This window comes from Dechloromonas aromatica RCB, from assembly GCF_000012425.1.
In genome coordinates, this window is sequence record NC_007298.1 from 1196892 (window position 1) to 1219177 (window position 22286).

General features: G+C 60.2%; 23 protein-coding genes. 6 read left to right on the forward strand and 17 right to left on the reverse strand.

Annotated features, from left to right (window positions below):
• The first annotated feature begins 83 nt into the window (after positions 1 to 83).
• Together DARO_RS05685 and DARO_RS21580 are read left to right on the forward strand one after the other, a co-directional pair.
• On the forward strand, positions 84 to 731 hold the full coding sequence (locus tag DARO_RS05685) for an HD domain-containing protein (RefSeq protein WP_011286859.1): 648 nt from the start codon (positions 84 to 86) through the stop codon (positions 729 to 731).
• A gap of 218 nt (positions 732 to 949) precedes the next feature.
• On the forward strand, positions 950 to 1690 hold the full coding sequence (locus DARO_RS21580) for a dienelactone hydrolase family protein (protein ID WP_049758540.1): 741 nt from the start codon (positions 950 to 952) through the stop codon (positions 1688 to 1690).
• A gap of 168 nt (positions 1691 to 1858) precedes the next feature.
• Here DARO_RS21580 and DARO_RS05695 read toward each other — a convergent pair whose 3' ends face one another.
• The 5 genes from DARO_RS05695 to curR all read right to left on the reverse strand — a co-directional run bounded on the left by DARO_RS05695 (position 1859) and on the right by curR (position 6824).
• Complete coding sequence (locus DARO_RS05695; protein ID WP_011286861.1) at positions 1859 to 3058, reverse strand: MFS transporter; 1200 nt, start codon at positions 3056 to 3058, stop codon at positions 1859 to 1861.
• Between the two features lie 15 nt (positions 3059 to 3073).
• Entirely contained in the window at positions 3074 to 4078 is a 1005-nt protein-coding gene (locus DARO_RS05700) for an LLM class flavin-dependent oxidoreductase (RefSeq protein WP_011286862.1), read from the reverse strand.
• On the reverse strand, positions 4075 to 4992 hold the full coding sequence (locus DARO_RS05705) for an EamA family transporter (RefSeq protein ID WP_011286863.1): 918 nt from the start codon (positions 4990 to 4992) through the stop codon (positions 4075 to 4077). Before DARO_RS05705 ends, DARO_RS05700 begins: the two co-directional genes overlap by 4 nt.
• A gap of 64 nt (positions 4993 to 5056) precedes the next feature.
• Positions 5057 to 6139, reverse strand: a complete 1083-nt coding sequence (locus tag DARO_RS05710; protein WP_011286864.1) for an alkene reductase — start codon at positions 6137 to 6139, stop codon at positions 5057 to 5059.
• Positions 6140 to 6239: 100 nt separating this feature from the next.
• Positions 6240 to 6824: a TetR family transcriptional repressor CurR gene (gene curR, locus DARO_RS05715; protein WP_011286865.1), complete on the reverse strand. Its 585-nt coding sequence runs from the start codon at positions 6822 to 6824 to the stop codon at positions 6240 to 6242.
• Positions 6825 to 6992: 168 nt separating this feature from the next.
• Between curR and DARO_RS22740 the strand changes: the two genes are divergently transcribed.
• The 3 genes from DARO_RS22740 to DARO_RS05730 all read left to right on the forward strand — a co-directional run bounded on the left by DARO_RS22740 (position 6993) and on the right by DARO_RS05730 (position 8742).
• Positions 6993 to 7169 (forward strand): hypothetical protein, encoded by a 177-nt coding sequence (locus tag DARO_RS22740; protein WP_157037146.1) that lies wholly within the window; start codon positions 6993 to 6995, stop codon positions 7167 to 7169.
• Between the two features lie 444 nt (positions 7170 to 7613).
• Positions 7614 to 8261, forward strand: coding sequence for an HD domain-containing protein (locus tag DARO_RS05725; protein ID WP_041224236.1), 648 nt, complete (start codon positions 7614 to 7616; stop codon positions 8259 to 8261).
• 88 nt (positions 8262 to 8349) lie between these two features.
• Positions 8350 to 8742 carry a glutathione S-transferase N-terminal domain-containing protein gene (locus DARO_RS05730; protein WP_011286868.1) on the forward strand — a complete coding sequence of 131 codons (393 nt, stop codon included), beginning with the start codon at positions 8350 to 8352 and terminating at the stop codon, positions 8740 to 8742.
• A 1-nt stretch (position 8743) separates the two neighbouring features.
• Here DARO_RS05730 and fliD read toward each other — a convergent pair whose 3' ends face one another.
• Positions 8744 to 9742 carry a flagellar filament capping protein FliD gene (gene fliD, locus DARO_RS05735; RefSeq protein WP_011286869.1) on the reverse strand — a complete coding sequence of 333 codons (999 nt, stop codon included), beginning with the start codon at positions 9740 to 9742 and terminating at the stop codon, positions 8744 to 8746.
• A 964-nt stretch (positions 9743 to 10706) separates the two neighbouring features.
• Positions 10707 to 11651: a leucine-rich repeat domain-containing protein gene (locus tag DARO_RS05740; RefSeq protein ID WP_011286870.1), complete on the reverse strand. Its 945-nt coding sequence runs from the start codon at positions 11649 to 11651 to the stop codon at positions 10707 to 10709.
• Positions 11652 to 11714: 63 nt separating this feature from the next.
• On the opposite strand from DARO_RS05740, the gene DARO_RS05745 reads away from it, so the two are divergent.
• Positions 11715 to 11963, forward strand: coding sequence for a hypothetical protein (locus DARO_RS05745; protein ID WP_011286871.1), 249 nt, complete (start codon positions 11715 to 11717; stop codon positions 11961 to 11963).
• A gap of 84 nt (positions 11964 to 12047) precedes the next feature.
• Here DARO_RS05745 and DARO_RS22175 read toward each other — a convergent pair whose 3' ends face one another.
• From DARO_RS22175 to DARO_RS05795, 10 genes are all read right to left on the reverse strand, one after another.
• Complete coding sequence (locus DARO_RS22175) at positions 12048 to 13823, reverse strand: AAA family ATPase (protein ID WP_011286872.1); 1776 nt, start codon at positions 13821 to 13823, stop codon at positions 12048 to 12050.
• 50 nt (positions 13824 to 13873) lie between these two features.
• Positions 13874 to 15655 carry a nuclease-related domain-containing DEAD/DEAH box helicase gene (locus tag DARO_RS05755; protein WP_011286873.1) on the reverse strand — a complete coding sequence of 594 codons (1782 nt, stop codon included), beginning with the start codon at positions 15653 to 15655 and terminating at the stop codon, positions 13874 to 13876.
• Between the two features lie 83 nt (positions 15656 to 15738).
• Positions 15739 to 17130, reverse strand: coding sequence for a 4Fe-4S binding protein (locus DARO_RS05760; RefSeq protein ID WP_011286874.1), 1392 nt, complete (start codon positions 17128 to 17130; stop codon positions 15739 to 15741).
• The gene (locus tag DARO_RS05765) at positions 17123 to 17926 is read right to left on the reverse strand and encodes an FTR1 family protein (RefSeq protein ID WP_011286875.1); all 804 of its coding nucleotides are present in this window, start codon (positions 17924 to 17926) and stop codon (positions 17123 to 17125) included. The genes DARO_RS05760 and DARO_RS05765 overlap by 8 nt, the downstream gene beginning before the upstream one ends.
• Before the next feature lie 27 nt (positions 17927 to 17953).
• Positions 17954 to 18286 (reverse strand): cupredoxin domain-containing protein, encoded by a 333-nt coding sequence (locus tag DARO_RS05770; protein ID WP_011286876.1) that lies wholly within the window; start codon positions 18284 to 18286, stop codon positions 17954 to 17956.
• Between the two features lie 9 nt (positions 18287 to 18295).
• Positions 18296 to 19768: a carbohydrate porin gene (locus DARO_RS05775; RefSeq protein WP_011286877.1), complete on the reverse strand. Its 1473-nt coding sequence runs from the start codon at positions 19766 to 19768 to the stop codon at positions 18296 to 18298.
• A gap of 2 nt (positions 19769 to 19770) precedes the next feature.
• Positions 19771 to 20316 (reverse strand): iron transporter, encoded by a 546-nt coding sequence (locus tag DARO_RS05780; RefSeq protein WP_011286878.1) that lies wholly within the window; start codon positions 20314 to 20316, stop codon positions 19771 to 19773.
• 121 nt (positions 20317 to 20437) lie between these two features.
• On the reverse strand, positions 20438 to 20863 hold the full coding sequence (locus DARO_RS05785) for an ExbD/TolR family protein (protein WP_011286879.1): 426 nt from the start codon (positions 20861 to 20863) through the stop codon (positions 20438 to 20440).
• 1 nt (position 20864) lies between these two features.
• Positions 20865 to 21608 (reverse strand): MotA/TolQ/ExbB proton channel family protein, encoded by a 744-nt coding sequence (locus DARO_RS05790; protein ID WP_011286880.1) that lies wholly within the window; start codon positions 21606 to 21608, stop codon positions 20865 to 20867.
• A 3-nt stretch (positions 21609 to 21611) separates the two neighbouring features.
• On the reverse strand, positions 21612 to 22250 hold the full coding sequence (locus tag DARO_RS05795) for an energy transducer TonB (RefSeq protein WP_011286881.1): 639 nt from the start codon (positions 22248 to 22250) through the stop codon (positions 21612 to 21614).
• Between the last annotated feature and the right edge of the window lie 36 nt (positions 22251 to 22286).

The window sequence follows — 22286 nt, forward strand, 5'->3', positions numbered from 1 at the left end:
AACGAGCAACCTAGCGTCGCCATCTGCCGGTGGCCGGTACACTCCTGAACTATTCAAACAGGCCAACGGCCCAAGGAAACATCATGCAGACACTGGTCGACCGCGTAGCTGCCCACATCAAGGCCAAATTCCTTACCGAAAGTTCCGGCCATGACTGGTATCACATCAACCGCGTCTGGCAACTCAGCCGCCAGATCGCCACGCAGGAAGGCGCCAACCGGGAAATTGCCGAACTCGGCGCCTTGGTGCACGACATCGCAGACTGGAAATTTCACGACGGTGACGACAGCGTAGGGCCGCGCGAGGCCGAATTACTGCTTCGCAGCGAAGGCGCCCCGGCGGAGGTGATCGTGGCAGTGGTCGACATTGTCGCCACTATTTCCTTCAAGGGCGCCGGCGTCACGACGGCCATGCGTTCGCTGGAAGGGCAATGCGTGCAGGATGCCGACCGCCTCGATGCCATCGGCGCCATCGGCATCGCCCGCTGTTTCGCCTATGGCGGCCACGCCGGCCGCCTGATGCATGACCCGGACGAGTCGCCGGTCTTGCACCAGACTGCAGCAGCCTACAAAGCCTCGAAAGGTGCCAGTCTCAACCACTTCTACGAAAAGCTTTTCCTGCTCAAGGATCGAATGAACACGTCAACCGGCCGAGCGCTGGCCGAACCCCGGCATCGCTTCATGGAAGAGTTCGTGGCACAGTTTCTTGCGGAATGGAATGTTGAGGCGTGACTTCATGAATTCGTTTTAGGCAGCACTGATTGCTTCATCACCTGGCAAAGGCGGGCCTAGCGATCTGTTGCGCTCGATAACCAGCCGAGTCGGTCGTCCTGGCCTATTTCATCCCCGCCATCCTTGAATAGCCGGATTTCAATGGTCTATGCTGAATTCGTAAGGTTATGGCAAATGGGTGTTTGGGGGGGGTGATCATGAAAACGTGCAATCGGTGCTTGAAGGTTCTGGTCTTTTTCTTTGCTTGCGGCACCTCGGCCTTCAGTTGGTCCGATGCCGGACCTGAGGATGTCGGCAAGAGTTGGGACAGTGCGGTGGTTCACGTTCCCGGAAAGTTGCTCTCGACCAAGGTTGACCGCGTGCAGGTCGACAAGCCGATGCCCGTGGTCTTGCTGATGCATGGCTGTAATGGGTTACAGAAAACCGAATCGGCCTGGGCCGGTTTTCTGAAGGACAAGGGCTATATCGTTGTTCTGCCTGACAGCTTTGCGCGGAGTCGCCCGCAAAGTTGCGATCCTCGCACCAAGCGCGGCGGGATGTTCCCGGGGGTGGTCAAATTCAGGCATGACGAGGTGCGCTATGCGTTCGATCGGCTTGCCTTACTTCCGTGGGTCGATCAGCGCAATATCTTTCTGATGGGGCATAGCGAAGGGGGGCGGGTGGTTGCGCTCTACGGAGGGACGGGATTTCGAGGTGCTGTGATCTCGGCATGGTTGTGCAACTCTCTCAGGTTTCCCGAGAATAACGGACTGCGTTTGCCGGAAAACATGGCCATTCTCGCGATCGATCACGAGCGTGATTCATGGTATCCCGACGGCGAAGGGCGGCATTGTGGCGAATATTTCGGGCAGCGCAGCGGCTCTCGTCAAGTCACCCTCCCGGGTAGTGAGCATGACACCTTTGAGCCGCCAGCCAGACAGGCTGTCGAAGAATTCCTGAAAGCAAACACCGAGCAATGAGCATAATCGGGACGGATCCAATTGCCATTCAGATAATCCGAGGGCATGGATTCCGCAGTTTTGTCGAGCCCATTGCTGACGGAGCCGTGCGGCCGGCGGCGCTGAGCTTAGGCGGGCCGGGATCACGCTGCCTGGCCAATACCGGTGTAGTGTCAATCCGTCGATAAGCTAGGCGGAATGTATGCGGTGGTGCCGGGAGAGAAGCCAGGCCAGCGTACCACCAACCAGCGGTGTGCCGATGGCAGCGATCAGCAGCATGGGGAGGATGCCGGATGCGGCCAGGATGTGGGCAGCGAGGGTGACGCCGAGCGATTGGCCGAGGAAGAAACTGGAGGCGAACAAGGAGACCGCGGTGCCGCGTACGGCGGGGGCCATCTGGGTGGCGTTGGTCTGCAGGGTGTTGTGCAGCATGTAGAAGCCGAGGCCGACAAAATAGCTGGCCGGCAGGGCCCATAGCCAGGTGGTGCCCCAGGCCAGCATCGCCCAGCCGAGCGCGATGAGAATGCCGCCGCCGGTGGCCAGCCCGACTTCGCCGAGGAGGCGGACAAAATGCCGGGCGGCAAGGATGTACGACAGGCCGCCGAGGCCGAAGAAGGCCATGGCGGCGCCGGCCATGGTGAGGCTGAGGCCGAAATGTTCGTGCAGGTAGGAGGGCACGAAGGCCAGGGCACCGAACACCAGCATGCCTTCGAGGAAAACAATGCTCAGGATGACCCGGGCCCACGGTTGGGCGAAGACCTGCGCGGCCTGGCCGAGAATGCCCTGGCGGGGGGTATCGGCATGGCGGTGATGGGTGCTCGGGTTGGCCCGCGATTCGAGCAGGACGACGGCGCCGATGATCAGGTAGAGCCCGGCCAGGAAGGCGAAGGCCCAGCGCCAGCCGAGCGTGTCGGTGAACACGCCACCAATGAACTGGCCGCCGATGGCGCCGAGAATCTGCCCGCCCAGGAAGCGGGCGAGCGTGGCTTGCCGTTGTTCGTAGGGCACCGTGTCGCCGATCCACGCCATGGAGAGCGGGATGATGCCGGCCGCCGTGGCGCCGAGCAGCACGCGGGAGACGACCAGCGCATCGAGCGACCAGGCGATGGCCGAGCCGAGTGCGCCCAGCGTGCTGAGCAGGGTGGTCAGGGCGATCAGGCGGTATTTGCCGAGGCGGTCGCCGAGCGGGCCGAACATGGCCTGGGTCAGGCCATAGGCGATGGCGAACGAGGAGATGACCGAGGCGACGGCAGTCGGGCTGGCCGTGAAGCTGCGAGCGAGGTCGGGCAGCATCGGGTCGCACAGCCGCGCTGCCGCCGCGCTGGCGAAGGCGGCGACGGAGAGCAGCATGACAGCGCGGCGGTGTTGGGCTTCCGGAGCTTCGGGCATGGCGTCAGGTCGGGCTCAGGGCTGCCAGCAGGCGCGGGTGGCGATGTCCAACGAGCGCAGGCGCAATTCGGGATCGAAGACATCGCTGACGAACATCATTTCATCGGCACCGGTGGCGGCGTGCAGATCGCGTAGGCCGTCGCGGACGCGTTGCGGGCCGCCGATGACCGCGGCGCCGAGGAAATCGGCAATGCCTGAATGTTCGCGCGGGTGGAGGCTCTGTAGGAAACCTTCGACCGGCGGCGGCAACGGGCGACGGTCGCCACGCAGGATGCCGAGCACGCGCTGGAAGGTACTGGTGGCGAGAAATTCGGCTTCGTCGTCGGTCGGCGCCGCGATGAGCGGCACGCCGATGATTACGTAGGGCTTGTCGAGCTTGTCCGACGGCTTGAAGTTGTGCCGATAAAGCTCGATGGCCTGCAGCAGCAGCGCCGGGGCGAAGTGCGAGGCAAAGGCGTAGGGCAGGCCGCGTTCGGCCGCCAGGCGGGCCGAGAACAGGCTGGAACCGAGCAGCCAGATCGGCACTTCGGTACCGGCGCCGGGCACGGCGACGACTTGCTGCTCTGGCTGGCGGGGGCCGAGCAGGCGCTGCAGTTCGGCGACGTCACGCGGGAAGTCGGCTTCGGTTTCGATGCGGTCGCGGCGCAGGGCGCGCATGGTCAGGCCGTCGGTACCTGGGGCGCGGCCGAGGCCGAGATCGATGCGGCCGGGGTAAAGCTCGGCCAGCGTGCCGAAGGCTTCGGCGACGACGAGCGGGGCGTGGTTGGGCAGCATGATGCCGCCCGAGCCGACGCGGATGCGCTGGGTGTTGCCAGCGATGTGGCCGACCAGCACGGCGGTGGCTGAACTGGCGATGCCCGGCATGTTGTGGTGTTCTGCCAGCCAGTAGCGGGTGTAGCCGAGCGCTTCGACATGGCGGGCGGTGCGCAGCGAAATGGCCAGCGCATCGGCCACCGTGCCGCCTTCGCGGACGGCGACCAGATCGAGCATGGAGAGCTTGAGATTGGCGAGCGGGTTCATGTGCGTTCCTTGGGGTGGGTGAGCGCCGGATTGCGCCGGCTGGCCGCCCAGCCAAGCAGCGAGAGCAGGGCGAGGCCGCCGCCGATGAGCAGGATGCCGGCGATCTCGGTGCCCTTGAACGATTCGCCGAACGTGAGGCGCGACGACAGGATGGCGACGACCGGCGTGCCGAGCACCGACAGGCTGGCTTCCCAGGCTGGCACGCGGTCGAGGATATAGATCCACAGCCACCAGCACATCGCCGTGCTGGCCACCGACATGAAGAGCAGGAGGCCGACGTAGGCGGGCGTCCAGTGGGTGGCCGGTTCGGGCACGACGAGGGCGAGCAGGACCAGCGGCACGGCGCCGAGGATCATCTGCCAGGCGGTCAGGGTCAGCAGGTCCACCGGCGTCACGGCGCGCAGGCGCTTGATCAGGATGGTGCCGCTGGCCCAGCACAGGGCGGCCATCAGGCCGAGGAATTTGCTGAACAGGCTGGCGTGCATGTCCCACGGTTCGATGATCAGCAGCAGGCCGGTCAGCGTGCTGGCCGCCGCCAGCCACTGCTTGCCACGCACCCGCTCGCCGAGCAGCGGCCAGGCGAGGAGCAGGGTCCAGATCGGCATGGTGAAGATGAGCACGGCGGTCTTCCCCGGGCCGCCTTCGACCAGCGCCCAGGTCTGGAAGATCATGAAGCCGGCGACCTGGGTCAGGCCGATGCCGAGGGTCTGGAAGGGGGCGACCAGGGTCAGCCGGCGACCGGTCAGCTTGAGGGCGACGAGCAGCGACAGCGCGCCACCGACGCAGCGTTCAGCGGCAAAGGCGAAGGGCGGTGCGTAGGCCAGGCCCTGTTTGGCGAGCACCCAGGTGTAGCCCCAGGTCAGGGACAGGACGGCGAGGGCGATGGCTGGAAGCCAGCGGCGGTAGGAATTCATGCGGTTCTCTGTGGGCCGCGCCCGGATTTTCCGGTGCGCGGCCTGGGGTTGGGGTTTGTTGTTGTTAGCCGGCCAGCGTCGGGTAGTCGGTGTAACCCTCGGCGCCACCACCATAGAGCTTGTCGGCGCGCAATTCGTTCAACGGCGCACCGTCGCGCAGACGGCGGACGAGGTCGGGCGTGCTGATGAACGGACGGCCAAAGGCGATCAGGTCGGCCTTGCCGTCGGCGACGGTTTGCAGCGCCAGGTCGCGGTCGTAGCCATTATTGAGCATCCAGACGCCGGGGTAGGCGCGGTGCAGGGCCGCGTAGTCGAAAGGCTTGCCCTCCGGCGTGCGGGTGCCGCCGGTTTCGCCTTCGATTACATGCAGGTAAGCCAGGCCGAGCGGGGCCAGTTGCTCGACGACATAGCCGTAGAGCGCCTGCGGGTTGCTGTCGAGCGGTGCCGTGAAGGTGGTCATCGGGCTCAGGCGGATGCCGGTGCGGCCAGCACCGATTTCGCCGGCAACAGCGCGGGTGACTTCGAGCAACAGGCGGGTGCGGTTCTCGATGCTGCCGCCGTACGGGCCGCTGCGGTCATTGACGCTGTCGCGCAGGAACTGCTCGATCAGGTAGGTGTTGGCGGCGTGGATCTCGACACCGTCGAAGCCGGCGGCGATCGCATTGCGGGCGGCCTTGCGGTAGTCCTCGATCAGCGCCGGGATTTCGTCGTCGTGCAGGGCGCGCGGCTTGGACACGGGGATGAAGCCTTCGCTGGTAAAGGTCGATGCATCGGCCACCTTGTCGGTGGACGACACCGGCACTTCGCCAGCCGGCAGCAGCGAGATGTGCGAAATGCGGCCGACGTGCCAGAGCTGCAGCACGATCTTGCCGCCTTCGGCATGCACGGCCTTGGTTACGGCCTGCCAGGCCACGACCTGCTCGGCCGACCAGATGCCCGGGGTGTCGAGGTACCCCTGGGCGGTCGGGCTGATCGGGCTGGCTTCGGCGACGATCAGGCCGGCCGTGGCGCGCTGGCGGTAGTACTCGACGGTCAGCGGGCCGGGCTTGTTGCCCTCGATGGCGCGGTTGCGCGTCAGCGGAGCCATCACGATACGGTTGGCAAGGGCGATGTCGCCCATCTGGATTGGATCGAACAAGGTAGTCATACGGTGCTCCTCTGAAGTGGTTGGCTAAATAGACCAGTCGTCTAGTGATAGGGTTCAAAAAATGGCCGCTATGGAGGCGGCCATTGACGTTTGCATGTGCTTAGCGGGACAGCAGTTTTCGGGTGAAGACCATGGCGTTTTCCAGCGCCGCGGTGTCGCGGTGCAACTTGCCAAGCAGGCTGGCGCCCAGCCACATCTGGTACAGGGTCTGGGCGGTCATCTGCGGGTCGAGCGGCGGCACCGAGCCATCGGCAACACCGGCTTCGATGATGCGGGCGATGCGCTTGACGATCTGGTCCGTGCCGTCGCGCAGGGTGATGCGCATGGCATCGGAGAGGTCGGACACTTCGCCGGCCAGCTTGACGACCAGACATTTCTGCTCGGCACAGGCCTCGAGTTGCTTGCCCAGCCAGCGCTGCCAGTAGCGTATCAGGCGCTCGTGCCCGGAGGCGGCATCGGCGGCGAACAGTTCGTCGAGATCGGCCAGGTAATGGTCGAAATACTCCTGCAGCAAAGCCTGGCCGTATTGTTCCTTGGATTCGAAGTAGTGGTAGAACGAACCCTTGGGCACGCCGGCCGAAGTGAGGATTTCGTTCAGCCCGACGCTCGCGAAGCCCTTGCCCGCGATGATGCGGTGGCCGGTTTCGAGAATGTGCTGGCGGGTATTGTCGTGACGATTGTTCATGAAGGGCAGTCTGTCACAAATTAGACCGGTCGTCTAGTAGGTATTTTTCCGTCCATGAACGGTATTGTCTGCCCGGAAATCCTCGCCGTGAGTTTTCTCACAAGGGGTTTTCGCTCCCTCGGCTAGCATGTTTCGACCTACCAACAATTTCAGAAAGCGGGGTCGGCGATGTCTGTTGCGATTGAAGTCAAAACCCCCAGCGGCAACTGGATTCAGCTTGTCGATGGCGTCAAGGAAAATGGAGAATTGGTTGAGGACTGGATGACGCTCGCCAAGGAACTCTATCCGGCCAGCGAAGTCCGGGTCGTGGAAGCCGCGGACCCGGTGGCTACCGCCCGCCACTGAGCGTTTAGTCCACCAGAAAGAAACCCCGGTCCTCCACGCGGCATGCGGAGATCCCGGGGGGGCTTTGGCGATAACAATAGGGGGCTGACCCCTATTGTTATCGATCTGCGAGGCCAGCAGGCCGCCATAGACAAATCCGGGAATCGCCGTGTGCTCCGGGCGCGGCTGGAAATGCGTCACCGTTTCGTCGCCATCCCAGAAGATCTTGATCTGATGCCCGTGCTCGTTGTTGCGGCCGCAACCGTAGCAATGCGCCAAAGCCTCCGGGTAGTAATCCTGAAATGCCTGCATGTTGTCTCTCTGTTATTCGCAAAAGACTAGCCTAACGGAGGCAGCCGTTACCGATCATTGTTTGCCAGGTCTCCCAACATGCAAATTCCGCCACCGGCTGCTAGTCGCTACACTTCGCACCCATTCAAATCGCCCCAAAGCCCAAGGAACCCCATGCAAACTCTGGTCGAACGCGTTGCCGCCCATATCAAGGCCAAATTCCTGGCCGAAAGCTCCGGCCATGACTGGCACCACATCAACCGCGTCTGGCAACTTACCCGCCAGATCGCCGCGCAGGAAGGCGCCAATCGCGAAATCGCCGAACTCGGCGCCTTGGTGCACGACATCGCCGACTGGAAATTCCACGATGGCGACGATAGCGTCGGGCCGCGCGAAGCCGAAATATTGCTCCTCCGCGAAGGCGCATCGGATGCAGTCATCGCAGCGGTGGTCGACATCGTCGCCACCATCTCCTACAAAGGCGCCGGCGTAACGACTGCCATGCAAACGCTGGAAGGTCAATGCGTGCAGGATGCCGACCGGCTGGACGCCATCGGCGCCATCGGCATCGCCCGCTGCTTTGCCTACGGCGGCCACGCCGGCCGCCTGATGCACGACCCCGACGAAGCGCCGGTCATGCACCAGACTGCAGCCGCCTACAAAGCCTCGAAAGGCGCCAGCCTCAACCACTTCTACGAAAAACTCTTCCTGCTCAAGGAGCGCATGAACACACCGACCGGCCGCGCTTTGGCCGAACCGCGCCACCAATTCATGGAAGATTTCGTCGCGCAGTTTCTGGCGGAATGGAATGTGGCTGGGTAAAGGCCGACACGCCAAGTTGGGCCGCCAGGAACTCCACAGCGGTTAGACTGCCTTAAGCCCATCATTCAACGGAATCAAGTCACCACTCATGAAAACAGTCGTCAGAGCCTTCTTCAAAACCCTTCGTGTCGTCATCGGTCCCTTCATGCTGCTCGGTGAATTCGTCACCCGGCCGAAGGGTGTGCTGCGGTCAGCCGCCAGTCAGGCCGAAGTCGATCAACAGTGCGCCAGCATCGTCCTCTATCAGTACAAAACCTGCCCGTTTTGCATCAAGGTGCGCCAGGAAATGCGGCGTCTGGCCCTCACCGTGCAAAAGCTTGATGCGCAACAACCGGGGGCAAACCGTGAGGATCTGGTGAGCGGTGGCGGCAAGGCCAAAGTGCCTTGCCTGAAAATCACCGATCCGGCCGGCAAGACGCAGTGGCTCTACGAATCCGGCGAGATCATCAAGTATTTGCGCAGCCGATTCGCCACAGCCTGATTCACCCCATGCCGTGAGTCGCGTTGTATTTGGCCAAAGCCTTGGCCACCTGCCCGGTCGGGCTCGCCGGGTCACCCAGGCCGAATTCGGCCTGCAAGGACGTCATGTTGGTGTCGATGTAGCTAATCGCGCGCGATAGATTGTCCAACCGGTTGGCAATGAAGTTGCCGGCTGAATTCAACAGCTCAGCCGACTTGGCGAATTTGGCGGTGAATTCGTGCAGCGCACCAACCGCAGCCTTCTTGTCGTTGGCCAGCGCGGCATCCAGCCGAGCGTTATCCACGGTCGCCAGCTTGGTTACCGGATCAATGCTCAGGCCAAGGTCAGCCATGCCGTGCAGCCCGTCCTTGGCACCATTGAATGGATTGGCGATGCTCTGCTCCAGTTCCCACTGCGACACCCTGGCCGCCTGCGTGTCCGCCAGCATGCCGCCATCCTGCAACTCACTGCCGAAGCGCTGTATCCAGCCATTGTAGGCATCAGCAAATGCCTGCACGCGGGACCGGATTTCTTCGCCGCCGGTCGATACATCGGTGCTGCCCAGCTTGCTAGCCTCCTGCTGCAGCGTCGAGACGTAGGATTTCATATCGCCCATTTCGGACGCTTCGGCCTTGTAGGCGACGGCCTTGGCGTTGATATTCGTCATCATCCGGTAGGCCGACTCCGGATCGAACAGCGCCATGTTGCGCCCCGCCGCCGAAACGCCATTCGTGCCACTCATGCTGGCGGCGCTGGCCAGCAGGGCATCTAGAGGCGAAGCACCCGCCGTTTTGCCGGCCCCGAGAATATCGGCAAAGTTCACCCCGCCCGACACCTTGCCAGAACCCAGCGCAGCCGAAACCAGCGAACCAACCGTTTGCGATTCAATACTGGCTATCTGCAACTTCAGCGCGGACGAGAAATCCACCGCCCCCGCTGAACCAGCCGCCGGCGTCGTCGCCTTGCCGCCCAGAAGTTTTGAAAAATCGAAACTATTGCTGTTAATTCCATTAACCGACATAACGCCTCCAACTGTTTCGAAGGCCAAAGGCCCTCGTCCTGCTTCATGTCCAGTTACAAGCAACAATCACACCGATCTTCCGCACGGCCTTGGGGCGTAGCGGCGCAAAGCAGAACCTTCCTGTCGGCCCGCTTGCAGCACAAGGAACCCGAAGGCAACGGAACGTGCCGGGCAAAACTTCCATGGTCAATGACAGACCTGAAACCAGCCGACACGTTCCTGGCAAGCAGGTGATTTTTGCCGGCTAAGCGGCAAGACCAAGCAGGAAGAAACGGGCCGATTTTTGGGCTATTTTTGGCAGCTGACTGAATAGTAATGGGGAGCTGACCCAGAGCTTTCCGAATGGAGGCTTCCTTGGTCAAGCGGCAAAAAGCGTGAAAAATGAAAGGGGAAAAATCCCCGATACGCACGCCGCTACGTGCCAATTACAAAACGATACACATCATTTGTTGCAATGCAGCATTTTTCTGAGACAATAGCGGCTGTCTCCTCCATCTCCTCCAAGAAATGGATTTATGCCCGCCTAGAGCGGGCATTTTTTTGTCCGGATGAATCACACGCAGGCGAACAGATGGGCTTTTGCGCCATTCGCAAGGACAAAAAAGAAGCCCGTCTAGTGCGGGCTCTCGGATGATTTGTCTCCTCCACCCGAATCAATCATGTTCGGTCGGACGCCAGGCGCCCAAGGGGAGCTAGATTATCGCTGGTTAAACTGATGTTGTATACGTGAATTTGAATCACGCTGCTGCCTCGAGGCAGGGCAGGCTGATCGTCAGAAAATTCGCCGCGCCAGCCGCATATCCGATCTGCAAATACTACCGCTCTAACCTCTATTGACCCTGTAGCAGAGGCTGTTCAATTGAAGTTGCCTCTTCGGTAAAGCCGGAAAACCATGACTTTGTAAGTTTTCAGATGCAACAAAAAGAAGCATTCACTGCATAACGCAAGCTTCTTTTCGCGGTGCCTATGGGGCCGGAAGAAAGGCAGCCAGTTGCTTTTGCAGCTTCGCGGAATCGCATTCCGGGCAGATCGTGCCGCGCCCCTTGCCGGACAGCATCACCATGGCGTGCGTGCGGCACTTCTTGCAGCGGATGCCGAGGTGGCTCAAGTCGAGATAGGGTTTCGTCCAGTCCGACGTCACTTCAGGCAGCGCGGCGGCCAGCCAGGCAAATTCACTGACGTCGAAGAAATTGCCCAGTCCTATCCAGCGCAACGCCTTCAGCTTGCCGAGTGGGTGCAACGAACCATCGGCAACATGAATCGCGCCGAGATGCAGCCAGCGCAGCCGGGTCAGGTTGGCGAGCGGAGCCAGCGTGGCCAGCGTCTGGCGCTTGCCTTCGGCGCCGGAAAAGCCGAGACCTTCAAGATCAGTCAGGGAGGCCAGTGGCGAGAGGTCGGTGATGGCCTTGAGATTGTCCAGTTCCAGCCAGCGCAGCGAGTGCATTTCGCCAAGTACGTCGATGTTCGTCACACCCGGCGAACTGCCGAGATGCAGCGCCTGGAGCCCGCCCAGCGCCGGCAGGGCGGTCAGTGACGTGATGCCGCTCCATTTGACGTAAAGGCCTTCGAGCGACGGTATGTGGCAGGCAGCGTCGAAAAGCTCCTGCGGCGTGCGCGACTGGAACCACAGATAGCGGACGCCATTCAGGGTCGGCAGGAACTCGCACCAACTGTGTACCAGCGCCTTCTGGGCCTTGGCCGGCAGTTCGGTCTGGGTGCAGGCAATGGCCAGGTTTTCGCCGCCCGTATAGTCCTCCGGCCGGCGCACGCTGCGGGGCGGAAAATTCTCGTCCGGCCGGTGATGCCAGAAGCCGTGCCAGGGCTGTGGGCCGGCCCGCCTTGCCTGCTCCTGCGCGGCAAGAACGGCTTCCTGAAGCTGCTTGCGGAATTCGTCCATCGACAGGCTCATGAAATCTCCCGGTTCATTGCAGGCTGCGGCCAAAAAACAATTGGGGTATGAACCCTATCGTTATTGAAAATAAATTGTCTCCGACCCCTTTGGTTCGCTTTCCGCAGCGAAAACCGCTACACGGTATTTCAATGCCTGCCCCACACGCTGGGTTGGTCCGCCGTCCAATGGCGCATTCTGGATAACGCCCACCAGAAAAGGAATCTTGCCGAATACGAGGGGTTTCTGGAGATCGAAGAATCCGCCATCGCCGAACTGTGCGCGCTGGTGACTGGACTGATCGCTGACGCAGGTAAGCTGATCGAAGGCTGAGCTAGTTAAACGACAGGGGTCTGACCCCTATTGTTGCGGTTGACCGTGGGAGTCAGAAAAACCAATTCGTTCTGACCCCTTTAGCTATTGGTTATTGGATGTTGAGAATTTTCCTAATTCATCGATAAGGTTCTTAATGTCTTGGTGTACCTCAGTCGGCTTGAAACTTCCCACGATCTGACCATCAGATACCGAAATTCCGACAGATGACTGAAGCGCAGCATTAATTGATGCTAATACTTCTTTTCCCGGTACCAAGGCTAAGCGGCCTGCACTAGAGGACCACTGTTCTTCAAATTCTCTAGAAATTTCCTCAGTAATTGTGGCTTGATCAATATGAGGTGTTTTCTTCCGAGAAAACTCTACTGCTCTAGCTTGAATTTGTCCAAATACTGAATGCTTGCACGTTTTCATCGCATCTTCGATAATTTTTTCGACATCTGGCAATTCTTGTTTTGCTGTTCCAGATCGTCGAGCTCGTTCGATCAAACGGGAATCAATTGCACGTTCCAATGCATTTTTATCCAGAAGATAATTTTCAATTTCCTTGCGTTTGTGGATATGAGCCATAAATCCATGTTTTTGCAGTTCTTTCGTTACGTCAATAATTTCTGACTCTGGTCTATAGTCTCGATCAAGAATAACAGCGCGCGCAATGTTACTACCTACAGTAGCTTCAATGCCGGAAGTAAGGTCAACAGCTCTCTTTGGATTGAATCCTTCAATTTTTACAACTGCAAAATCTGAACGATTGGCCACTCTTTGATAACCAAGTACCCTTGCAAAGACGCTAATAATTTGAAAATCAAGCCCTTCAACAAAAACCACACGTTTTGTTTTGGAGAGCTGAGTAAGAATTGGATTCAGATTAGAACCAAGGGCTGAGAATACAAGCTTAAGCTGTGAGATGTCCTTTACGCGCTGAGCGCTCTTGTTTTTCTTGCTAATATTAACGAGATTGTTTGGTTCGCATTCAACAATTATTTCTGTTGAATGAGTGGCAATTAGAATATCTGGCCCTAATTCACGCAGCAGTGAAACCAATTGACGCTGGAGGTCAGAGTGAAGGTAAATATCTGGTTCATCGATAACTAGTAAAGATGCTTTTGACGCTTTTACGACGTGAGTCAGCATCTGACACCAAACTTGAAATCCGTAGCCTGCCCAACATATTTCACGAGGGTGGCGATCTTCTGGGCAAAACATAGCAAGATCACGATGATTTGGAGATAGCTCAGGAGGTTCAATATCCATCCCTGGCCAAGTTGTTTTTATCAGTTGGCGAAATGAGTCAAAACCTTCAGGGTAATGATACCAAATGTTTCTGAAATTTCTGGAGGCACCTGATGTTAATAGCGCCAAACGGGCAGCTTCTTTCGCATATAGCGACTCTTTCTGATCCACAGGGCCTAGAATTGGGACAAAACCAATCTCAAAGTCAAAATCAGCCTTAAATTGAGAAGGGGTGCGAGGAAGTTTTCCATTGGACTCAGCAATCAAAATACATGACCGCTGCTCTGGAAATAAAAGCCTTAGATGGTTTCCATTTGAAAGTCGGAACTTGATCTGAGCTGGGGTGCTATCGTCATAATCAAAGAAGATGTTTTCCGAAGCAATCGGGAGTTCATTTATGTTTATCCTGTAACCCAAGCCGGAAAAGGTGGGTACATCAATTCGCTCCGGACTTCTTGCTCTTGCACGCCGCATCCCCTCTGCCAAAATACGAAATGCACTGATAATCGTGGACTTCCCTGCGTTATTTGGCCCAACCAAGACATTAAAATCCTGCAGGGCTATTTGAAAATCATCGAAAGCCTTATATCTACTAAATCGAACACTGGTTATACGAAGGACAGCCATTTAATAACCTTATTCATGAAATTTTCAAGTTAATATAAATAGGGCCAGAGTTAACTGGTTTCACCGCCAACCACCACCAACTCCCTAGTCGCCCTAGTCATCGCCACATACAACAACCGCGCCTCCTCATCCTTCCGCCCTTCATCCACCGCCCGACCAGCCCCCGGTATCGCCACCAGCGGAAATTCCAGCCCCTTGCAGCTATGCATGGTCAGGAACTTCACGGTGTCTTCCTTCTCCGCAAAGGTGATGTCGTCCTGGTAGGTCACCGGGATGCCGGCTTTTCTTAGCGTGGCGAGGACCGGTTTGCCGATGCCGTAGTCGCGGTAGATGACGGCCATGTCGCTCCACGGGGTGCCGGTTTTGTGGGCTTCCTTGAGGTGTTTGGCGATGTAGTCGGCTTCTTCCTGGATGCTGGGTAGCTTGATCAGTAGCGGTTTGGGGCCGTGACGGCCGGCGCTGATGGGGGCGACGAGCGGTACGCCGTCTTCGTCCGAGGCGCTGGGTTTGAGCAGATCGCTGGCGATGCCACTGGCCAGTTCGAGGACTTCCTGGGTGTTGCGGTAGTTGATCTTGAGGATGGTGGTGCGGCCCTGGGCCTGGATGCCGAGGCTCTTGAAGCTGAATTTGTTGTGACGCCCATTGCCGTAGATGGATTGGGCGTCGTCGTAGAGGACGAGCAGCGAGTTGGTGCTCGGGTTGACCATCTGGGCGACGAGCTTGAGCCATTCGGGCTGAAAATCGTGGCCTTCGTCGATCAGCACAGCGTCGTACTGGCCGGCCGGGATGATGTTGGCGTCCACGGCGCGGATCAGGCGGTCGACCAGTTCGGCGGCGTAGATATCGCTGCCTTTTCCGCTTTCCGGCAGGTCGGCGTTATAGGCAACGAGTTGCGCCCGGCACCATTGGTGGAAGGTGTGGACGTGCACCTTGTCGGCCAGCCCCTTGCTAGCCATGGTGCGGGTGAGCCGTTTGGCGAGGGTGCGGTTGTAGCAGAGTACAAGGATCGGCCGGGCGCAGACTTTGGCCAGGTGTTCGGCCCGGTAGCCGAGGATCAGCGTCTTGCCGCTGCCGGCCACGCCGTGGATGACGCGGTGGCCTTCGCCGAGGCTGCGGGCGAGTTGCTCCTGCTGCAGGTCCATGACGTGGACGATGTCGGGGATTTCCGGTTCCTGATCATCGAACAGGCCGTTTTGGGTTGGCGCGGCGATGCGGATTTCGGGAAACAGGTGCCAGCGGATGCGGTCGATCTGCGGCAGTGAGAGCGGCACGCTGCGGGCAAAGGGGAGCATGCCCCACAGCCGTTCCTGAAAGGCTTCGGCATCGACGCTTTCGGTCATTTCGTCCTGACAGATAACCCGGTGAGGCTCGATGACGTCGGCGAGGTTGGTGCTGTCAAATTGCTTGCGGCTGATGTTGGCGAGCACGACGCCGTAGCTCCACGGGAAGAGTAGCGTTCCCTGCATGCGTCCGCTGTTGATGGTCAATTGCGGGTCGCGTTGCAGCAGATTGCTGACTTCGTGGGCGTATTGTCGAGCTTGTTCGAGCGGGTTGGAGACGCGCTTGAGGCCGGTGCTGGTGAGGATGCTGGCGCTCTGGCGGTCGATGTCGCGGATGGTGTCGAGCTTCCAGTCCTTGACCTCAAGCACCAGCACGCCCCGGCGCGGATTGAAGACCACAAAGTCGGGATGCACATTGCGCGGGCCGAGCGGTACGTCGTACCAGAGCAGCCAGTCGTCTTCGAGCTTTTGTTCGAGGCGGTATGCCAGGCGGCGCTCACCGCCTGTCATGCGCGAGACGCAGGTGCCGATTGCCGGTATCAGCGCAGCCAAGGCCGCCCCCTATGCTTTTGTATTTGGCCGATTATGCCATTCAAAAGCTATAGCAAGTTTTGCTAATTTGCCTTGTTCGTGAATTACCAGACAAAGAAAACGAGCGTCCAAACCATCGCCATCAGCCCGACCGGTGACAGCATCGCGATTCCAGCAAGCAGTTTTTGGCCGACATTCCCGGTTGATCGCAACACGAGTTGGAAGGCCAGCCACAGGCTACCGAGGCAACCTAACGTCAGCAGGGCGATACGGAAATACGGTAACCAGCCCAGCCACAGGTGTTCGGCTTTCAAATGCGTGACGGTCAGCATCGACAGGCCGAGGATGACGCTGGCGGCGGCCAGTGGCGTCAGTGCCAGAGTGAAGCGTTGCCAGGTCAGGTGTTCGGTTTTGAGTACGCGGGCGGCGATGGCCGGGCCGATCAGCAGCAGGCTGCCGAGCAGGAAGCCGCCGCCGAGCAGGTAGGCGAGGATCAGCGCGCCGTCGAGCCAGGTAAACAGGTCGCTGGCTTCCGGGTAGTGGGTGAGCAGCCACCACGGTACGTCGTTGTCGAGCAGGGCGAAGTGGTCGTGGTCGACCAGCCATTCGGCGGCAGCCAGTTTGGCGCTGAGGAGCCAGGGGCTGAGCGTCCATTGGAAGGCGGCGGTGGCAACGCCGAGCACGCCGTAGACCAGTGTCAGCGCATCCGGCGTCTTGGCCGGGTTGTTGAAATCGAGGATTTCGCTGAACGGCGAGCGGGTGGAGTAGGTGACGGCATCGCGCTGGCCGGCGCAGCGGCCGCAGCTATGGCATTCCGAGGCACTGGTCATGCGGCGGACGTCGAGCAGCGGGGCGCAATTGACCGGCTCGAAATCGCCTTGATGCTTGTCCCAGGCGTCGCGGTCGACCTTGTAGTGGAGCGGGGCGATTTTGGCCAGCACGGCGAAGACGCCGGAGGCCGGGCACAGGTAGCGGCACCAGATGCGCTTCTCGCGGCCATAGAGCAGGCCGATGCCGATGGCAGCAACGGTCGAGCCGCCCAGCACCAGCAGGGCGGCTTGCGGGTATTCGTAAACGCTGACCAGCTGTCCGTAAACCGTGGTGCAGACGAAGGCGACGAAGGGCCAGCCGGTCCATTTGAGCCAGCGCGGCAGCGCCTTGCCCCGGCCGTACTGGCTGACCCATTCGGAAATGGCGCCTTCCGGGCAGAACAGGCCGCACCAGACGCGGCCCATGGTGACTGTGGCGATCATCACGCCCGGCCACCACAGACCCCAGAAACAGAATTGGGCGAACAGGCGCAGGTTGTCCCAGATATGAGCGTCTTCGGCCGGCAGGGGGATGAAGGCGGGGATGATGACCATCGCCGCGTAGAGAACGACGATCACCCATTGAATGGCGATGATCAGTCGGCGGTTTTTACGCAGAAAGAGACCGATCCGCGCAATGCGGCTAGTCTCGGCCTTGGCGTGGAACTGGATGACGTGTTCAGCCACGGGCGATTCTCCGTTGGGCGACGATGACAACCCCCCAGTAGCAGGCCCAGGCGAGCAGATCGCTGAGGGCCGGGCGGGCGCGGTAGCCGGTGAAATCGGCCAGAATCTTGCCGCCCTTGGTGGTGTCGTCGAGCAGCATGGAGGTATCCCACACCGGGTCGAGCAGTGGCGGCAGCCAGCCGGCACCGATCATCCGGTCGATGCCGGAAAGGAGCAGGGCTGAAGCCAGGACGAGCAGCAGGATGGACGACAGGCGGAGCAGCAGGGCAATGTTGAGTTTGGCCAGGCTGCGTGCCGCCAGCCAGGCGGTCAGCCCGGCGGCGGCAAGGCCGAAGAAGCAGCCAAAGGCCAGCGCCTGCATTTCGCCGCCCTGGGCCAGTCCGTAGAGGAAGATGACCGTTTCGGCCCCTTCGCGGGCCACGGCCAGTGCCGCCACCACGGCGACGCCGAGGTGACCGGAACGTTCGGCCGCGCTGCTCAGTTCGGCATGCAGCATGGCCTTCATCTGCCGGCCATTTTTCTTCATCCACAGCACCATCTGGGTAATCAGTCCGGCGGCGACGAACAGCGTTGCAGTCTGGAAGATTTCCAGCGCATCGCCGCTCAGTCCGTCCTGCACGCCGAGCAGCGCCCAGCCGAGAAGCAGCGCCAGCCCGACACCGGCTGCCAGTCCGAGAAACAGTGCGCGCTTGCCGCTGCCGCTGTCGTCATTGGCCTTGAGCCAAGCGTAAAGGATGCCGGCGATCAGGAAGGCTTCGAGGCTCTCGCGCCAGACGACAAAAAATGCGTTACCCATGCTGTGCTCCGTTGCGGTTCGTTATCGTTATTTGGCGACGATCTTGCCTTGCCCGGTTTCCGGGTGGAAATCGTCAAAGAACTTGTAGCTGCCGGGTTTCATCGGGAAAAACACCAGACTGCGGGTGACGCCGGGGGCGAGCACCAGTTCCTTCTTCAATTCCAGGCTCTCGAATTCCGCAGCGCCCGGCCCTTCGTTCTTCACCTCCAGCCGGAAACGGCTGCCGGCGGGAACTTCAATCGTTTCGGGCAAGAGTCGGCCTTCCTTCATCAACAGCTTGAAAGTCGGCATGTCATCGGCCACGGCGGTGGTCGACGCCAGGAAAAGGCCAAAAGCTGCGGAATAGAGAGCGTGTTTCATACAATTTCCTTAGTAGGCGATGTTGGCGCGCAGGGCGAAGACCTTGACCGACTTGGCATCGCTATTGCCACCGCCATTGGTGACGTACTGGAAGTCAGGCGACAACTCGAATTGCGGCGACAGGCGGTAACGGTAATAAATTTCTGTCAGTTTCTCGGCGCCTTGCGGGGTGAAGCTGTAGGCGATCTGCGATTGGGCATCGTCGAGATAAGCCGTCGCCGTGCTGGTCCGGTAGCCCTTGCCCGACTGCAGCCAGGCGCCGGCAATGCCGATCGAGTCAGCACCACGATTCCAGTAGCTGCCCGAGAACTCGGCGCCGGCTGTCATCGCCTGGTTGAACGGCAACTCGCCACTGACCAGCTTGCCGTAACGGGCGAAGAGCTTGATGCCATCCCCAACGCGCTGGTCGATCGAAGCGCCGATACCGGTGTGCTTGTGCAATTCGCCGGTGTAATCGGCGGCCTGGCTGCGGTTCCAGCCATAGATCCGGTAATTGCCGGTCAGGCCGCCGAATAGTTTCAGCTGCTTTTCGGCCTGAACCATCAGCAAGGGTGAAGACAGGCTGTGCTGATAGTTCGAGCCCCGGTCGCCAGCCCCGAACATGCCAACCGACAGACGCCACGGCTGGGTCTTGTCGAAATAGTTCAGGTAGGAGGCAACGAAGCCTGGCTGGAAACCGTTGGCATCGACGCCGACTTCCCGGCCGGCATCAAGCAGCGGGTTGTGGACGAAAACGGAATTCAGGAACTGCTTGGCTTCGTCGCCGGCGGCTGCGTTCTGGTCGAAGAAGCCGAAGATGTCCATCTTGCCGAAGGTCAGTTGCAGGGTTTCGCGCGAATAGGGCTTGAAGCCGAGGAAAGGCAGCGGAATGTTGGCCTGGTACCAAGCTTCGCCGAGGATGGTCACCGAGTCGTCCGGACTGCTGCCCGAGGCGCGGAAGGCCAGGGCATTGGGGGCGCTGGCGAAGTGGCCGAGGTTGGAGAAAGCGGCGTTCAGGCCAAGGCCCTGGCCCATGCGCAAGTGGGCGAACAGCTTGTGTTCAATGTCGCCGAGCGGCTTGAGTGGCAGTTCGACCGACACATCGGCGCGGTAATTCAGCTGGCTGCGGCCGTTTTCGATGCCGTCCGGCAGGCCGCGTGCCTGCTGGGCAACAGTCGCCAGCGCGGCGCCGACCTTGATGCCGTCCAGGCCTTCGGCAATCTTTGCGGCCTTTTTCATGTTCAGCGCGTCTTTTTCGACGGCTTTCAGGCGCACCGTCAGTTCCGGCTCATCTTCGGACAGGCGCGGGCTTTCCAGTGCCTGGCTGAGCTTGGTGCTTTCGCCCTTGAGGCTCTGTACTTCCTTTTCCAGCTCGGCGTTGCGGGCTTCGAGCTTTTCCATGCGCTCGACCAGTTTTTGCAGCGTTGCTGCGTCAGGTGCGGCGAGGGCAGGCAGGGCCAGCCCCGCCGCGACCAGCGCAGCGGTCAGTTTGGCAAGTTGCATGCTTAGTAACCGCCCTTTTTGCCGATGCCGACGTAGGTGAATTCGTACTCGACTTCAAACGGCTTGAACCACGGGCGAACGCCGGTGGCGCGGTCGGTGTGGCGGCCGAAATGGGAGTGCGGGTTGGCCGACGGCGGCAGGATGGTGTACTTCACCTTGTACTTGCCGGGGCCGGCCAGTTTGACGTTGTCGCCGTAGTGCGGACCGTCGTTGGCGACCATCGGCATGAAATCGCCGCTCACCTTGAAGTCGCCGCCGATCTTGGAAACTTCGAACTTGATCGCCAGGTAGGGCATCCAGGCCCCTTCCTCGAAACCGTTCGGGTTGTTGGCCAGGGCGTGAATGTCGGCTTCGAGGTGGATGTCGGAATCGCTCGCTTTCTTCATCATGCCTTCCGGTTCCATTTCAACCGGTTGCAGATAGACGGCGGCGATCTCCATGCCGTTGCGCTGCTGCGGCACGCCGATCGGGTATTCGATGGCCAGGGCGGGGCCGGCCAGGGCTGCAGAAAGCGCCAGAGCGGAGATAAGTTTTTTGGTGGACAACATGGCATTGACTCCTGAAAGTCTCTGGCTCGCTGACCACAACGCGGTGGGCTATCCGAAATAGCTGGCTGGCGTCGGGCTGGCTGGCTTGAGGATGGTTAAATTTGAATAAAGGAAAAAAGGGTTAAGGCTTGTCGCTTCCCGGTTGCGTGACGAAGCCGATCTTGGTCAGCCCGGCGCGGCGGGCGGCACTCATCGTTTCGGCGACGGCTTCGTACCGGGTGGCGCGGTCGGCTTTCAAGTGCATTTCGACATTGGCATCCTGGGCCACCGCTTCGCCGAACCTGGCTTCGAGGCTGTTGCGGTCGACCGCCTGCGTGCCGACAAAAACCGTGTTTTCGGCATTGATCGAGACCTGCAGCGTCATCGGCTTTTCCGGCGTCGGCGTGCTGGAGGCACGCGGCAGTTCGACCTTGACCGAATGCGTCATCAGCGGTGCGGTGATCATGAAGATGATCAGTAGTACCAACATCACGTCCACCAGCGGCGTCATGTTGATTTCGGCGGTCGGCATCTGGTGATTTTGCGAACTGAAGCTACCAATGGCCATGTTATGCAGCCTCCGTGGCGGCGCGGGCGCGCATCGGGTGAATCTGCGCACTGTTGGCGACAAATGGCTTGCCGACCGTGAAGAAGGCGTGCAGATCGTGGGCGAAGGCGTCGAGATCCGCCAATAGGACACGGTTGGCGCGGGTGAAGGCGTTGTAGGCAAAGACGGCAGGCAACGCAACGGCGAGGCCGGCAGCGGTCATGATCAGCGCTTCGCCGACCGGGCCGGCGATTTTTTCCAGCGCGGCCTGGCCGGAAATGCCGATGGCGACCAAGGCGTGATAAATGCCCCAGACGGTGCCGAACAGACCGACGAACGGTGATGTCGCACCGGTGGTCGCGAGCAGGGTCAGGCCGTTTTCCATCCGGGCCTGGGTGGCGGAAAGTTGCTGGCGCAGGGCGCGTTCCATCTGCTCGGCTGGGTCGAAACGGGAAGCCAGGCGGCCGGTAACCGCTTCGCAGTCATGGTTGCAGCAATTCGCCTGGGTGGCCAACTGGGCGTACGGGCTGTCTTCACCTGCCTTGCGCAGTTGTTCGATGCCTTCGCTGACACTGCTGGCGGCCCAGAAAGCGGCCATGGCCTTGGCGGCGCGGCGGGCCCGGAACCAGTCCCAGGCTTTGGCCAGAATCAGATACCAGCTGGCGATCGACATGACGGCAAGAATGCAGGCAATGGCATGGGAGATCAGGTCACCGCTGGCCCAAAGGTGGGCAAAGCCGAAGGCATTTTGTGCTGTTTCCTGCATTTGTTATTGCTCCAATTTGAAAATGATGGGCACCAGTACCCAGCTCTGGATGGCGGTGTCGCCTCGTTTGGCTGGCACAAATTTCCAGTTGCGCACGGTCTTCTGGGCCGAATCGTCAAGGCGCTGGCTGCCGGAGGAGGTCTTGACCTCAACGCTGTCGGCGGCACCTTGCGGATTGACCGAGACGCGCAAGATGACCTTGCCTTCTTCGCCCATGCGGCGGGAGAGTGGCGGGTAGGGTGGGGCAGGGTTGCGCAGGTAGTCGGCATCGAAACGTGCCTGGCTGATTGCCTCGGCAACCGGTGCGACTGGCGGGGCTGGTTTGACGTCGGGCAGCGTTGCTACAGGGGCCGACGGGGCTGGAGCATTGCTCTGGGTGGCTTCGATCACTGGTGCCGGTATCTTTGGCGCTGACTGACGGATCGGCTGTGGCTTGGCAATGGGCGGCGCTTTTGCTTCAGGTTGTTTCTGGGCGACCGGAGCCGGTTCAAGCAGATCGACAACCAGCGGTATTTCCATGATCTGTGGCACGACCGTTCTGGCCGCGATAACCAGCAGGAAGACCGCAATGTGAGCACCGATCACAATGCCGAGCAAGCCGCTGCGCTGGGCTGAAGAAGGTCGGGAAAGGACGTAGCTCATCAATTTATATTCAGTTTCTTCCGAACGTTCGGCAAA

Coding starts and splice junctions, on each gene's coding strand:
- DARO_RS05795 (WP_011286881.1), bottom strand. CDS start 22,250: ATGAGCTACGTCCTTTCCCGACCTTCTTCAGCCCAGCGCAGCGGCTTG.
- DARO_RS05705 (WP_011286863.1), bottom strand. CDS start 4,992: ATGAATTCCTACCGCCGCTGGCTTCCAGCCATCGCCCTCGCCGTCCTG.
- fliD (WP_011286869.1), bottom strand. CDS start 9,742: ATGTCGGTTAATGGAATTAACAGCAATAGTTTCGATTTTTCAAAACTT.
- DARO_RS05710 (WP_011286864.1), bottom strand. CDS start 6,139: ATGACTACCTTGTTCGATCCAATCCAGATGGGCGACATCGCCCTTGCC.
- DARO_RS05725 (WP_041224236.1), top strand. CDS start 7,614: ATGCAAACTCTGGTCGAACGCGTTGCCGCCCATATCAAGGCCAAATTC.
- DARO_RS05785 (WP_011286879.1), bottom strand. CDS start 20,863: ATGGCCATTGGTAGCTTCAGTTCGCAAAATCACCAGATGCCGACCGCC.
- DARO_RS05780 (WP_011286878.1), bottom strand. CDS start 20,316: ATGTTGTCCACCAAAAAACTTATCTCCGCTCTGGCGCTTTCTGCAGCC.
- DARO_RS22740 (WP_157037146.1), top strand. CDS start 6,993: ATGTCTGTTGCGATTGAAGTCAAAACCCCCAGCGGCAACTGGATTCAG.
- DARO_RS05775 (WP_011286877.1), bottom strand. CDS start 19,768: ATGCAACTTGCCAAACTGACCGCTGCGCTGGTCGCGGCGGGGCTGGCC.
- DARO_RS05730 (WP_011286868.1), top strand. CDS start 8,350: ATGAAAACAGTCGTCAGAGCCTTCTTCAAAACCCTTCGTGTCGTCATC.
- DARO_RS05740 (WP_011286870.1), bottom strand. CDS start 11,651: ATGAGCCTGTCGATGGACGAATTCCGCAAGCAGCTTCAGGAAGCCGTT.
- DARO_RS05695 (WP_011286861.1), bottom strand. CDS start 3,058: ATGCCCGAAGCTCCGGAAGCCCAACACCGCCGCGCTGTCATGCTGCTC.
- DARO_RS05770 (WP_011286876.1), bottom strand. CDS start 18,286: ATGAAACACGCTCTCTATTCCGCAGCTTTTGGCCTTTTCCTGGCGTCG.
- DARO_RS05765 (WP_011286875.1), bottom strand. CDS start 17,926: ATGGGTAACGCATTTTTTGTCGTCTGGCGCGAGAGCCTCGAAGCCTTC.
- DARO_RS22175 (WP_011286872.1), bottom strand. CDS start 13,823: ATGGCTGTCCTTCGTATAACCAGTGTTCGATTTAGTAGATATAAGGCT.
- curR (WP_011286865.1), bottom strand. CDS start 6,824: ATGAACAATCGTCACGACAATACCCGCCAGCACATTCTCGAAACCGGC.
- DARO_RS05790 (WP_011286880.1), bottom strand. CDS start 21,608: ATGCAGGAAACAGCACAAAATGCCTTCGGCTTTGCCCACCTTTGGGCC.
- DARO_RS05700 (WP_011286862.1), bottom strand. CDS start 4,078: ATGAACCCGCTCGCCAATCTCAAGCTCTCCATGCTCGATCTGGTCGCC.
- DARO_RS05685 (WP_011286859.1), top strand. CDS start 84: ATGCAGACACTGGTCGACCGCGTAGCTGCCCACATCAAGGCCAAATTC.